The sequence below is a fragment of the Novosphingobium sp. ST904 genome, from assembly GCF_001298105.1.
Taxonomy (GTDB): Bacteria; Pseudomonadota; Alphaproteobacteria; order Sphingomonadales; family Sphingomonadaceae; genus Novosphingobium.
Window position 1 is genome coordinate 1 of record NZ_LGJH01000116.1, and the last position, 13250, is coordinate 13250.

Sequence of the window (13250 nt, forward strand, 5' to 3'; positions counted from 1 at the left end):
GTTTACGAGATTGGAGGACAAGAGCGAGCCTGGTAGATCGCCATGTTCAATCTTTGTTCTTCAACATGGCCAAAATCGCAGCTTCGGGCCGACTGGGCCATCAAGGTGAGCTGCTGCGGCACTATACCCTCAGCGATGAGGATCTCGGGCATATCCGCCAGCGCCGGCGCGCCCACAATCGTTTTGGCTTCGCGCTGCAACTGTGCGTCCTGCGCTACCCGGGCCGGGTGCTCGCTCCTGGCGAGTTGATCCCGGCGCAGGTATCGGATTTCATCGCGGCCCAGCTCGGCCTGACCAGCGACGATCTACTCCTCTATGCCGCGCGCGAGGAGACCCGGCACGAGCATCTGGCGGACCTTCGCCGAATCTACGGCTATCGCTCCTTTTCGGGGCGGGGCGCACGGGATTTGCGCGAATGGATCGCTCGGGAAGCCGAGGCGGCGACATCGAATGAGGATCTTGCCCGTCGCTTCGTTGCGGAGTGTCGCCGCACCCGCACGATCCTTCCCGGCTCCTCGACGATCGAGCGCCTTTGCGCCGATGCGCTGGTTGAGGCCGAGCGCCGGATCGAGGATCTTATCGCCCATCGCATCACGCCAACCCTGAGCGAGAATTTGGCTCACCTGTTGGAGGATACGGTGGATGGTCGCGTCACGCGCTTCGTATGGCTGCGACAGTTCGAGGTTGGCGCAAATTCAGCAGCCGCTAACCGGCTGATGGATCGACTGGAATATCTTCAAAGGTTCGATCTTCCGGCGGATTTGCTGGACGGCGTGCCGGCGCATCGTGTGACCCGGCTTCGCCGGCAGGGCGAGCGCTATTACGCCGACGGCATGCGTGATCTGCCCGAAGACAGGCGGCTTGCGATCCTCGCTGTCTGCACCCTGGAATGGCGGTCATCGCTGGCCGATGTCATCGTGGAGACCCACGATCGCATCGTAGGCCGTCTCTATCGGGCCTCCGAACGCCTTTGCAACACCAGGATCGCCGACGAAAAGGCGGCCGTTCGGGACACGCTGAAGTCCTTTGCCGAAATCGGTGGTGCTTTGCTTGGAGCGCAGGACGATGGCACGGCCCTGGACGGGATAATCGCCACCGGGCCTGGCTGGGAACGGTTCAGAACCCTTGTCGCCACGGCCTCCGCGCTGACCAACGTGCTCGCGGCCGACCCGCTCAGCCGTGTGCTGGACGGCTATCACCGTTTCCGCCTCTACGCGCCCAGGATGCTGCGCCTGCTCGACATGCAGGCGGCGCCGATCGCCACGCCTCTTCTGGCGGCCGTTGCGATGCTGCGTAACGGGATCAAGGTCGATCCGCCGGTGGATTTTCTACGTCCCAACTCGAAATGGCATCGTCATCTTCGCGCTGAGCCCAGCGGCGACCACCGGCTTTGGGAAATCGCGGTGCTGTTCCACATCCGCGACGCCTTCCGGTCCGGTGACATATGGTTGGCGGGATCGCGCCGCTATGGCGACCTCAAGCAGCTTCTGGTCCCGCCACAGGCGATAGAGCAGACCGCGCGGCTCGCCGTGCCGCTGCGACCCGGCGAATGGCTGGCCGAGCGCAGGGCTCGACTGGATACACGGCTGAAGGAGTTTGGCCGCGCGGCGCGAACCGGCACGATCCCAGGCGGCATCATCGAGAACGGCAAGCTGCACATCGACAAGCTGAGGGCCGACACGCCCGAAGGGGCCGAGGATCTCGTGCTCGATCTCTATCAACAGCTCCCGCCCGCGAGGATCACCGATCTGTTGCTGGAAGTCGATGAGCGAACCGGATTTTCCGAGGCGTTCACGCATCTGCGCACCGGCGCGCCCTGCAGCGACCGGATCGGCCTGATGAACGTGTTGCTGGCGGAAGGCGTCAATCTCGGTTTGCGCAAGATGGCGGCGGCGACCAACACGCACAGCTTCTGGGAATTGCTGCGGATCGCGCGCTGGCATGTCGAAGGCAGCGCCTATGATCGGGCGCTCGCCATGATCGTGGAGGCCCACGCCGCCCTGCCCATGGCCGCCTTCTGGGGACAAGGGCAATCGGCATCCAGCGACGGGCAGTTCTTCCTTGCTACCGAGCAGGGCGAGGCGATGAATCTGATCAACGCGAAATATGGCAACGTCCCGGGCCTCAAGGGATACAGCCATGTGTCCGATCAATATGCGCCGTTCGCAACCCAGGTGATCCCGGCAACGGTCAGCGAGGCTCCCTATATCCTGGACGGGCTGCTCATGAATGACGCGGGCCGCCGCGTTCGCCAGCATTTTGCCGACACGGGCGGCTTCACCGATCATGTGTTCGCCGCCTGCGCCTTGCTCGGCTACAGGTTCGCCCCCCGTATCCGCGATCTCCCTCAGAAAAGACTCTATGCCTTCACGCCCAACGCGACGCCGGCCAATGTGCGAGCGCTGGTCGGAGGTAAGATCAATGAACCGCTCATCGAGCGCAACTGGCCCGACATCCTGCGCATCATGGCGACGATCGCAGCGGGGATCGTCGCCCCCAGCCAGATTCTTCGCAAGCTCGCCTCTTACCCGCGCCAGAATGAGCTGGCCCTCGCATTGCGAGAGGTGGGCCGCATCGAGCGAACCCTGTTCATGATCGACTGGATTCTTGATGCCGGCCTCCAGCGCCAGGCTCAGATCGCCTCAACAAGGGTGAGGCCCACCACGCCCTAAAGCGCGCCATCAGCTTCCACCGCCGAGGTGAAATCCGGGATCGATCCGGCGAAGGCCAGCACTATCGCATCGCCGGAATGAACCTGCTCGCCGCCATCATCATATTCTGGAACACCATGAAGCTCGGCGAGGTCGTCAATACCCGGGCCGCCAGCGGTACCCATATCGCGCCTGATCTACTCGCCCACGTCTCGCCGTTGGGATGGGAACACATCAATCTAACCGGGGAATATCGCTGGCCCAAATCCTTAGCGTAGGATTCCGCCCCCTCCCGCAAACGCCCCCATGATGCGTTTTTCGATATGCTGCTAGACGAAGGGGTGTCCCCTCCCCTCGTCTCGCAAATCCTGCTCCGGCTGCTCGATCATCCCGACGCCGATCGCTCGTTGCCGATCACGCCCATGATGGCGGCGGAAAGCCGCTAGGATGGGCATCGCGCGCGCTACCCGTAACCTTGCCCGCACTGCCCGCGCCAATCCGATGTGGGCGCTGCTCGGCATCCTGCTCGCCCCCTTCCGGTTCGCCCGTCACATCATCGGCATGGGCATGTTCGCGATCGTGCTGTTCCTCGGGCTGTTCGCCCTGCTGCTGCTATCGATCTGGTTTTTCGAGCTGGATAAGAACGGCGTGGTCCCCCAGCTCGGCTTTATCGGGATCGGCGGTGCCGTGGTGCTGGTCACGGCCTGGATGTTCGTTCTGCCCCTGCTCCGCCGGTTCGACTATGACGATCGCGCCGACACGCACGGCTCGGCCCGCTTCGCCAGCGCCGGCGAAGCCCAGGCCCTCAACGACGATCACGGCCTGCTGATCGGCCGCGACGTGAAGACCGGCAAGCCGCTGCGCTATGCCGGCCCCGCGCATCTGCTGACGATCGCGCCGGCCCGCACCGGCAAGGGCGTCGGCACCATCATCCCCAATCTGCTGGAATATCCGTTCGCGGTCGTCTGCATCGACCCCAAGGGCGAGAACGCCCGGATCGCCGCGCGCCAGCGCGGCAAGTTCGGCGCGGTCCATGTCCTCGATCCGTTCGGCGTCACCGGCCTGGCCTCGGCGGCGTTCAATCCGCTCGATCGTATCGACCCCAACGGCCTCGATCTCGCCGACGACTGCATGACGCTCGCCGACGCGCTGGTCCACGACGCGCCCGGCGAAGCCGGCGACGCGCATTGGAACGAGGAAGCCAAGGCGCTGATCGCCGGTATCCTGCTCCACATCATCACCACCGAACCGCCCGCCACTCGCACCCTGGACACGCTCCGCGACCGGCTGACGCTCGCTCCGGCCGCATTGGCGGCGCAGCTCGCGGCGATGCAGGCGCAAGGTGGCCTGGCCGCGCGCGCCGCCAACCGTCAGCTCGGCAAATCCGACCGCGAAGCTGCCGGCGTGCTGTCGGCCGCGCAGCGCCATACCCACTTCCTCGACTCCCCACGCATGGCGACGGTGCTGGGCGGCTCGGATTTCACGTTCGCCGGGTTGAAGGATGCGCCGGCGACGGTGTTCCTCGTGCTGCCGCCCGATCGGCTCGCCAGCTATGCGCGCTGGCTGCGGCTGATGGTGGCGCAAGCCCTGACCGAGCTGGCGCGCGCGCCGGGTCGTCCACCCTGGCCGGTGCTGTTCCTGCTCGATGAGTTCGCGGCGCTCGGCCGTCTCGAACCGGTCGAACGCGCGATGGGGCTGATGGCGGGCTATGGCGTCCAGCTCTGGCCGATCCTGCAGGACGTCCACCAGCTCCGCGCCCTCTACGGGCAACGCGCCGGCACCTTCCTGTCGAACGCGGGCGTCCTCCAGGTGTTCGGGGTCAACGATCAGGACAGCGCCAAGCTGGTCTCCGATCTGGCCGGGGAGGAAACCGTCGTGTTCGAGACGATGAGCCGCGCGATCGACGCGGAAGAAAGCGGCCTCTCGTTTGGTCAGCAGCATGTCGGCCGCGCGCTGCTCACCCCCGATGAAGTCCGCACACTGCGCCCCGACCGCCAGCTCCTGTTTCTCGCCGGGCAGCGCCCGATCATCGCGGCCAAGCTGCGCTACTATGCCGATCGCGAGTTCGCCGGGCGGTTCGATCCGGCATGATCGATCGCGGCTAAGTCGCTGGGCTGCAAACTAACGGGTCGATTTAAGCCCCGCTGGTGAGCTTGGGCGCAACCAGCGCGGGACAACATGTCGAAAGCCCCTTCCCTGCCCTCACCGCGCTCCTGACGGTCGCTACGGCACGTTCCGGTCGCGACCTCGCCCACTTTCTTCCCGCCAAGCCTGCGGCCGGTAGGCCGCCCGGTGACGCCGAAGGCGGCACGAAACGAACTACGCATTGGCCGTTAGGCCAATTCCGCATTGTATATTTCTAACTCTGGCTGGATTCATTCTGCCTCTCTGAATCACGTTCCTGGTCCATGATTGCTCGCCCGATCCGGGCAAGGATCGCGGCTAGGCCGGGATCGTCGATGAGCTGGCCCGGCTGCTCATCGAGCGGTAGCCTGGCAATCATCACCCTGCCCTCCTCGGCCGCTGCCTGCCGCCGATCGCTGTCGTCTTCTGGCGGTGGAGGCGTCATGCCACGCTCGACCTGCGGCGGGAGCATCAAGCGGTAGGCGTTCGAGGTCTGTTTGACCTGGGGGCCGCGCATTCCTGCGTTGCCGGTCGGCACATAGCGACGCAACCAGTCGAGGAAGCCATGCGCCTTGAGCCGCTTGAGCGCATCCACCACGGCCGCGATCGAGCGGCCGATGCGAAGCGCCAGCGTCGCGATGGCCGGATCGAGTCGGCCTGTCTTGTAGTCGATCAGGCGAAGCAACTCGCGCAACACCTCAAGCCCGACATGGCCGATCGCGCCATTCTCGCGGTTGTTGCGCTCGCGCCGGTGGGCAAGCCGTTTCAACCGGTCATATTTCTCGGCCGCCTGCATGAAGCGAGCGACGTTCTTGGGACTGAACGGTTGCCAGAACCGCCCTTCCCGGCCCTCCTCGGTGCGGCTGTAGCGGTGGACCCGCTGGCCGGTCTGACGGCCGGGCCGCCTACCCTTCGCCCCTCCAAGGGCCTCGAACACAGTTTGCATGGAACCTCCCGTCGTTCGGTCGGCCCGGCTGCTGGCGGCAATCCTTCATGGACAAAGCTCTCCCGTTCTCGAAAACAGCGTTTTCGAGTTGACTTCGCGTCCGATCTGCGGGAGGCTGTTCCTGCTACAGAACGCGGGCCTCCGCCCATCAGACTTTCCGAGAGCCCGGCCGCCAAGCCGGGCTTTCGTCGTTTTGGCCCTAGCGGTGCCACCCGCTACGATCGCCACGGCGAATCGGCGAACGTGTCCGCCGACACCAAAGCCTGTCAGATTCCTATGTCTTTGGGAAGTGCGCTCTATAATGCTGGCGCAATAGGTCAGGTGTTCACGTGTTCACACATTCACACGTGAACCTGTTCACTTCTCGATGGGCTGATTGTATTTCTGGAGAATGTCGAGGACGGCCTCGGTCAACATCGCCTCGATCGTGCTGTCTTCCTTGACGGCGAGGATCGCGAACGCTCGGGCAACCGCCGGATCGAAACGACCGGCGATCGACTTCTTGCCGATGCGATTGCGCTGGCGACGTGGCGCTTCGATCGGCAGCATCGGTTCTTCAACCTCTGCGGGCGTGCCGGTCGATTTCCTGGCGTTCGTCGATCTTGCCACCCCCAAAGCTCCTAATCTTGTGTTCACACGTTCACATATTCACACGTGGACAGTTATCGCTCGCCAAACGGATGCTTGCCGTGCTGGCGCATGAGCAGGTCGATGGCTTCGCCAAGGAGCGCCTGCAACGTCGTTCCCTGCTCGGCCGCCAGCATGTTCAGACCGCGACTGACCTCGGGGCTGAAATAGGCGCTCACGGCCTTCTTGCCCTGCCGGGTCTGCGCGCGGGTGGCGGGCGTCGCCGTCGCCTGGTCGGGGCTGTCGCCGATCGCGCCAGCCTTCTCCACCCGCTGCTGCTTCATCGCGCCAAATTTGCTCATGCCGCGCCCCGCTTCTTGTTCATCCGTGAACGTGTGGACACGTTCACCTGTCCACTTGTCCACGCCCATAGCGCGGCGACCTCCTCGGCCGCTTTACCTTCGGGTTCCAGCTCGATCGCGGTTTTCCCCTGCGCCGTGCTGTGATGATAGATCGCCCGCTGGGTGAGCATGACGGGCGCAACGTCTACGCCCATGCCGGCGACGCCATCGCTGCCCTCGATCAGCTCGCGGGCATCCCGGTAGGTTGTCGGCGCGCGCTGGGGGCCGCCCATGAACAGCACGAACGCGGGCTTGCCGCTCGCCTGCACAAGCTCGGCCGTCATCTCGACGGCTTTGAGGTCGAAGGCTTGCGGACGACACGGAATCAACACCAGGTCTGCGACCTTGCAGGCCTCCCGCGCCATGATGTCGGCATGGGGCGGGGTGTCGATCACCACCAAGTCGGCCCCGAGTTCGGCCGCTTGTTGGAGCTTGCGGGGCAAAAGGGGAGGGGAGGCGCAATCGACCACCTCAAGGTCCGACGATCCGCGCCACTCGCTCCAGTGGCTTGCCGTCGCCTGCGGGTCGGTATCGAGAATCAACACGGCAAGCCCCGCGCCCGCCCCGGCCGCGGCTAGGTGGATTGCCAGTGTCGTCTTACCCGCGCCGCCCTTCTGACTGATGACGGTGATGACCTTCATGTGAACCCCTGAACACGTGAACGTGTGGACTTGTGAACACGTTCACGTGTGGACGTTCCATGCGTCTAGGTCAAGGCGGCGATCCGCTGCGCGGATCCTCGCCCCCGCCAGCCGATCGGAACCCGGCGGGCCAAGACCGCTTGAGCGGCGGTGCCGCGCAGCGGCAGGCACCCCATGTCCTGCTGCTATCAGCGACCTAAACGAGTTTCGTCGTCGAGGGCGTCAAGGAGTTCCTGCGGATCGGTGAAGCCGACGCGGTGCGCCTTCATTGTAACGCGCGCCGACTCCATCGCCGCGCGCGTCTCGGCGTTCGGCATTTCGGATCGAACGGCGTCCTCGTCGATCGCCTTGGTCTGTGAGTCGGCAAGAAAGCCTTCCTGCTCAAGGAAGCTGTCGAGGGTTGGCCCTCGGTGTTTGTTGTCAGCCATCTTCAATCTCTCTCGGTGCGTGCCGATCAGGCCGGATGAAGGTGAAACCCCGCCTGACCGTCCACCTTACGCGGCAATACCGATACCGACACCTGCACGTCGCGATTGAGCCGGTCGAGAATCGTCATCAACCGGTCGATGGTAAAGCCCTTGAGCTTGGCCTGGCGGATGCGCGAAAAATCGGCGGCAGCGACGCCGGTGATCTTCTCGGCCGCCCGCACCGTCAGATTGTCGGTCGCCAGCGTCTTGCTGATCTCGCCCGCCAGAATGGCGCGAAGCTGGCGCTGTTCGGGTTCCTTCATGCCAAGGTCGGCATAGACGTTGCCAGTGCCTCGGATCAGCTCGAAGTCGTCATCGTCGGTCATTGCAGCGCCTCCTTCAGACGCTTGATGCGCTCGCGCACCAAGTCGATTTCCTGCTTCGGGGTGGCGATCCCGCTCTTGGACTTCTTCTGGAAGGCGTGAACCACCCAAATGTCGTCGTCGAGCTGGAGGGCGTAGATCACCCGGAAGGCTTCTCCCCGTTCCTTGATCGCCAGTTCCCATATGCCCGAACCCAACCCGGTCATGGGCTTGGCGATTTCCGGCGTGTCGCCCTCGGCGATCACCGTGAGAGCGTCGGTCGCCTGGTCCTGCGCGTCCTCGGGAAAGCGGCCGAACTCTTTGAGCGCGCCCTTGATCCACGAAATGTTGCGCAGGGCTTTTCGATGCATTGGCTCAAATGTAGTTGTATCTCACAACGCGGTCAAGAGATAAGCGTTGCTCGGCCCAAGGGTCGGGTGGGTAGGATAAAGACGCGGACGTCGAAACGACGACCTCCATCAAGCCGGGCAGGGCAGGGGGCTACACTCCCGCCAATCGCGCCCGATGTTCGCGCAATACGCGCTGCACGGTCGATCGCGACACGCGGAACAGGTTGGCGAGCTGGGCGGGGGAGCCTTGGCCGGATTCGGCCTTGGCGATGATATCGGCACGCTGGGGGCCGGTGAGGCTCGGCCGACGTCCAAGGTGCCGCCCCGCCTGGCGCGCATGATGCAGCCCGTTCATGGTCCGCTCGCGGATCATGGCGCGCTCGAACTCGGCGAACGCGCCCAGGGTCTGCGTCATCAAGCGCCCTGCCGCCGTGGTGGTATCGACGGCCTCGGTCAGCGATCGGAACCCCGCGCCTGCCTCGGTGATCTTCTCCAGCGTGAACAGGAGGTCGCGAAGCGAGCGCGATAGCCGGTCCAGCTTCCACACCACGAATACGTCGCCGGGCTGCAACGCGCCGATCGCGCGCGCCAGCTCGGGCCGATCGGACCGGCCGCCCGATGCCTCCTCGCGGTAGATCGGATCGCATCCCGAATCGGTCAGCGCGCGAAGCTGCGGGTCGAGGTCTTGCGAGTCGCCGCGCGACACGCGGGCGTAGCCGATCAGCCTGCGACCATTTGGCACGGTTTCCATGCTGTCATTGTGGCACGGGTTTATGACACCTGCAAACCCTTGGAAAAGCTGGGGTGGCGAGTTGGTGTCAGAACCGACCGTGGCTGTTGAAAAAGTCCTACTGAAGGCTGCCGATCGTCTGTCGAAATCGCCTTTTTAGATTATGCGAGAGGTTTGCTTATCCGGTTCCACCTGAGACATCAGGAGCCACCTTGGGGTCGGGATCCTGTGCCTTGCCGGTTGCGGGTGCCGCTTTCTGGCTCGGCATAGCGGTGAGATAAGCAACGATCGCGTCAACGTCCTTCTCGGCCACCGGCGCCTTGTACACCTCACGCATCTTGGTGACGGTCGCCTTCCACTGGTCCGCCGATAGCGCAGGCTGAGTTAGCGCCATGCTGGCCGAGTGGCACGAAGTGCAGTTGGCGTTGATGACGTCGGCGTGCGGACCATCGGGGTAGGTAGCGTCATCGACCGGCAGGTCGACGCTGGTCGAGGCGAGCGAAAAGCCGCGGGCTGAGACGCTGGTGGGCGGTGCCGGCTCGGATGTCTCGGAGATCGGGGCAGGCGCCTTGCGGCTGCTCGGCGCCCCGATCGAGACGAGGATAATGCCGGTCAGGCCGATCAGGCCAGCGGCCATGATGCCGGGAGACGGGGTCTTCATGCTACTCGCTCCTCAGGCCGCGATGATGGTGGTGGTCTCGATATTGCCGCGCATGAACCCGCCCGGGTTCCAGATCGGCTTCATCGGCTGGGCGACACCGTTGGTGTTCCAGCAGCGCACCATGATCGGGTTGGCACCGCGTCGCAGCGGCACGCGACCATCCCACCGACGGAAGCTGTACCTGCCCTCGTCCGCTCCGAGCGTCGTCCTGTACCAGGTGCGGCCTCCGTCCGACGATACATCGACCTTGGCGACGCCGCAGTCGCCGCCCATCGCGATGCCGCCGACCGGGATCGATGCCTCATAGGCTATCGTCTGGCCATCGGGCAGGCTGGTCATCCAGCTGCGCGGGATCATGCGGTTGATGGGGACAGTCGGGAAGTCTCTGGCGCGGGCGCGACATTCGCGGCCGGCGTCGCGGGGATCTTGTAGGCCTTGGCCATCCAATACTGGTCGTCGGGGCCGGGCAGTACCTCGATCGAGTTCAGCATCTTGACCCAATAGGTCGAGTACCAGCCCGGCACGATCAGCCGGCAGGGAAAGCCATTGAGGAGCGGCAGCTGCTCGCCGTTCATGCCGAAGGCGATCATCACTTCGCCGTCGCGGGCATGGTCGATGTCGAGCGCCTTCTCAAAGTCAGGGGCGCCCGCCACGACCGGTTGATCGAGCGCACCGAAGCGCACCTGCACCGCGCCTGTCTTGACCCCGGCGAGGTCGAGCACGTCGCGCAGGCGCACACCGAGCCATTTGGCATTGCCCATCGCGCCGTTGCCCCATTGCGCGCCGGCAACACGTGGCTGGAACAGCCCACGGCTGTTTCCCGAGCATTGGTTGACCGCCGCCATCTCGACCCGCGGCAGGCGCAGCAGCTGGGCGAGGCTGATCGACAGCGGTCGGTTGACGTGGCCGAAGACGTTGAGGCGGAAAGTCTCGACATCGATCGAGGTCGGGATGTCGGCCCAGTGCCAGCGGACGAAGAACTGGTCGTTGGGCGTGAACACCGACTTGTCGAACACGTCCATCGGCGTTTCCAGCAAGGGCGGATGGACACGCTGGAGGATCATGCTGCCCTTGCCGGGAAAGGCGCTGGTCATCGGCCGTTCGGCATTGCCGCCAGGCAGCTTCAGGTCGACGAGCTGCTGCGCCAGTGCCGGCGCGGCGGCAAGGCCGGCGGTACCGAGCGCGGCATGCCTGAGAAAGCGGCGACGGCTGGTCTCACTCGCCAGTTCGGCGTCGAAATTGTCCATGACAAGGCTCTCCTGTGGCCAGCCACGCTGGCGGATCGAAGGGGCGTTTCGCAAGTGATCGGACCGACTGATCCGATCATCATGGCGGATCAGTTCGGGGTGGCGATGCAGGGTGAGACGAACAGGTTGCCGCGCCATGCGCCGGCCAGCGTCTTGGCGCCGACGAGCAGCCACATCGCCGCAAGCGCGACTGTCAGCACCGTGCCGACGAAACCGAAGAAACCGAGGTTCAGCGTCGTGCCTAGGCGGAAGGTGGCGACGGTGTAGACGCCGAGCGGAAAGGTATAGCCCCACCAGCCCAGGTTGAACGGGACGCCGGCGCGCCAGTAGCGGATGGTGATGAGCGTCGCGAGCGCCAGCCACCACAGGCCGAAGCCCCACAGGCAGAGTCCGGCCACAACGCCGATCCCTTCCGCGACGGTACCGACACCGGCCAGCCCGTGCGCCGCGAGGATCGCCGGCGCGTCCGCCCCGAGCACCAGCATGCCCAGAGCACCCGTGCCGATCGGTCCCAGCGCCAGCCAGGAGGACGCCGCCATGCTCTCATGCGGCAGCCTGTGGAGCGCCATGCGCAGGATGAGGATGGCGAGGATGCCGAACGCGACCGGCACCGAATAGGCCCACAGCACATAGGAGGTCGCAAGCGTGACTAGCTGCGCATGAGGATCGGTTAGATGCGGCGCGAGCAGCCCGCCGCTGGCGCCCGCCACTTCGGCAGCGACGACCGGCAGCAGCCATACGGCGGTCATGCCGTCCAGGCTGTGCTCGTGGCGGGTAAACATCAGGTAGGGGATCAGCACGCCGCAGGCGAGCGACATGGCGACGTCGATCCACCACAGGATATGCGCGACCGGCACGATGCCATTTCCGAACCGCGCGATGCCGAAGGCGAGACAGCCGTTGATGATCGTCGCCAGCCCCATCGGAATGGTCCCGATGAACATCGACACGGTGTTGTGCCCGAAGATGCGCCGCGCCTCGTGCCCGAACATCACCCAGCGCGCGCCATAGAGGCCGGCGAACAGCGCGAAGAGCGCGATATTGAAGAACCACAACACCTCGCCGACAGGTTTAAGCGAAGGCCCGATGCCGGGCACCTGCGGCAGCGCGAGGGCAAGGATGCCCGTGCCCATCGTCGCGGCGAACCAGTTGGGCGTGAACTGGCGGATCATCTCGCGGGGGTGATCGAGCCGGCTGAGCGGCTTGAGGCCGCTGAGAACGGAGTGCGTGTCGGCAGTCATGCGACCTGCTCCTTGATGAGATCCGTCAGCGCGTCGGCCGCGCGGGTGCGATAGCGTTCCTTGTGGCGCAGCGCGTGAAAGGCGCGGTCGGGCAGCCCGAGCGGCAGCTCGACGAGATCGCCAGCCTTGAGCGCGCGCGCGACGACCAATCGCGACAAGACGGCAACGCCGGCACCGGCCTCAACGGCGTGCGCACCGCCTCGTTGGACGGCAGCGTCATCGCTATCGTCAGCTGGGCCGGATCAAACCCGCGCGTTCGCAGCACGTCCTCGAAAGTCGAGCGCGTACCCGATCCCTGCTCACGGACGATCCAGCGTGTAGTGCGCAGCCAGGCCTCGTCGATGCGTTCGGCTTCCTCGCGGCCGACCAGCACCATTGGGTCATGCCCGACATTCCAGTGGGCAAGCGCCGGTTCGTCCACCTCGCCCTCGACAAAGCCGAGTTCCGCCGCGCCGCTCAACACCTGCGCTGCCGCGCCTTCGGTGTTGTCGATCGCCAGCTCGACCGCGATCTGTGGGTGGCGTTCGTGGAAGGCGGCGAGCTTTGCCGGCAACCAATAGCTCGCGATCGTCTGGCTGGCGACGATCCGCAACGAACCACGCGCGAGCCCGGCATAGTCCGCGAGCATCGTCTCGGCATGCGCTGCCCGCCCCAGCACCGCGCGCGCTTCCTCCAGAAAGCCGCGGCCTGCCTCGGTAAGCTGGATGCCACGCCCGACGCGGTGGAACAGCGGAACGCCGTAGCGCGCTTCGAGGGCCGCAACCGCCCCGGAGGCAGCAGACTGCGTGACGTTCAGCGCCTCCGCTGCCTTGGTGACGTGTTCGCGCTCCGCGACACCGACGAATATTCTGAGCTGCTCCAAAGTCATGCAGCATATATCGCGTACTTAGATCGATACGACCAACCGTTTGATATGGTCATT

Annotated in this window: 12 protein-coding genes and 3 pseudogenes; 3 read left to right on the forward strand and 12 right to left on the reverse strand. The window is 65.0% G+C overall.

Annotation, left to right across the window (positions count from 1 at the left end):
- The first annotated feature begins 65 nt into the window (after positions 1 to 65).
- The 3 genes and pseudogenes from ADT71_RS05090 (at position 66) to ADT71_RS05095 (ending at position 4742) form a co-directional block, all read left to right on the forward strand.
- Positions 66 to 2929, forward strand: a pseudogene (locus ADT71_RS05090) (Tn3 family transposase).
- Between the two features lie 45 nt (positions 2930 to 2974).
- Positions 2975 to 3097, forward strand: coding sequence for a hypothetical protein (locus tag ADT71_RS34880; protein WP_255351610.1), 123 nt, complete (start codon positions 2975 to 2977; stop codon positions 3095 to 3097).
- 1 nt (position 3098) lies between these two features.
- Entirely contained in the window at positions 3099 to 4742 is a 1644-nt protein-coding gene (locus ADT71_RS05095) for a type IV secretory system conjugative DNA transfer family protein (protein WP_054435620.1), read from the forward strand.
- Between the two features lie 268 nt (positions 4743 to 5010).
- Here the strand turns inward: ADT71_RS05095 and ADT71_RS05100 are convergent, their stop codons facing one another.
- The 12 genes and pseudogenes from ADT71_RS05100 to ADT71_RS05155 all read right to left on the reverse strand — a co-directional run bounded on the left by ADT71_RS05100 (position 5011) and on the right by ADT71_RS05155 (position 13196).
- Positions 5011 to 5721, reverse strand: a complete 711-nt coding sequence (locus ADT71_RS05100; protein WP_231635603.1) for a replication protein A — start codon at positions 5719 to 5721, stop codon at positions 5011 to 5013.
- Between the two features lie 357 nt (positions 5722 to 6078).
- The gene (locus tag ADT71_RS05105; RefSeq protein WP_231635604.1) at positions 6079 to 6330 is read right to left on the reverse strand and encodes a ribbon-helix-helix domain-containing protein; all 252 of its coding nucleotides are present in this window, start codon (positions 6328 to 6330) and stop codon (positions 6079 to 6081) included.
- Positions 6331 to 6383: 53 nt separating this feature from the next.
- Positions 6384 to 6650 (reverse strand): ribbon-helix-helix domain-containing protein, encoded by a 267-nt coding sequence (locus ADT71_RS05110; protein WP_054435622.1) that lies wholly within the window; start codon positions 6648 to 6650, stop codon positions 6384 to 6386.
- The gene (parA, locus tag ADT71_RS05115) at positions 6647 to 7330 is read right to left on the reverse strand and encodes a ParA family partition ATPase (RefSeq protein ID WP_054435623.1); all 684 of its coding nucleotides are present in this window, start codon (positions 7328 to 7330) and stop codon (positions 6647 to 6649) included. Before parA ends, ADT71_RS05110 begins: the two co-directional genes overlap by 4 nt.
- Positions 7331 to 7518: 188 nt before the next feature.
- The gene (locus tag ADT71_RS05120; RefSeq protein ID WP_054435624.1) at positions 7519 to 7758 is read right to left on the reverse strand and encodes a hypothetical protein; all 240 of its coding nucleotides are present in this window, start codon (positions 7756 to 7758) and stop codon (positions 7519 to 7521) included.
- Positions 7759 to 7784: 26 nt separating this feature from the next.
- Positions 7785 to 8123: a helix-turn-helix domain-containing protein gene (locus tag ADT71_RS05125; protein WP_054435625.1), complete on the reverse strand. Its 339-nt coding sequence runs from the start codon at positions 8121 to 8123 to the stop codon at positions 7785 to 7787.
- On the reverse strand, positions 8120 to 8470 hold the full coding sequence (locus ADT71_RS05130) for a type II toxin-antitoxin system RelE/ParE family toxin (protein WP_054435626.1): 351 nt from the start codon (positions 8468 to 8470) through the stop codon (positions 8120 to 8122). Before ADT71_RS05130 ends, ADT71_RS05125 begins: the two co-directional genes overlap by 4 nt.
- A gap of 130 nt (positions 8471 to 8600) precedes the next feature.
- Positions 8601 to 9200 carry a recombinase family protein gene (locus ADT71_RS05135; RefSeq protein WP_054435627.1) on the reverse strand — a complete coding sequence of 200 codons (600 nt, stop codon included), beginning with the start codon at positions 9198 to 9200 and terminating at the stop codon, positions 8601 to 8603.
- 157 nt (positions 9201 to 9357) lie between these two features.
- Positions 9358 to 9840, reverse strand: a complete 483-nt coding sequence (locus ADT71_RS05140) for a cytochrome c (protein WP_021224435.1) — start codon at positions 9838 to 9840, stop codon at positions 9358 to 9360.
- Positions 9841 to 9852: 12 nt separating this feature from the next.
- Positions 9853 to 11087, reverse strand: a pseudogene (locus tag ADT71_RS05145) (molybdopterin-dependent oxidoreductase).
- An 89-nt stretch (positions 11088 to 11176) separates the two neighbouring features.
- A complete protein-coding gene (locus ADT71_RS05150) occupies positions 11177 to 12328 on the reverse strand; it encodes a TDT family transporter (protein ID WP_054435628.1) in 1152 nt (383 codons plus the stop codon).
- A pseudogene (locus ADT71_RS05155) lies at positions 12325 to 13196 on the reverse strand (LysR substrate-binding domain-containing protein). Before ADT71_RS05155 ends, ADT71_RS05150 begins: the two are co-directional and overlap by 4 nt.
- Positions 13197 to 13250 lie beyond the last annotated feature (54 nt).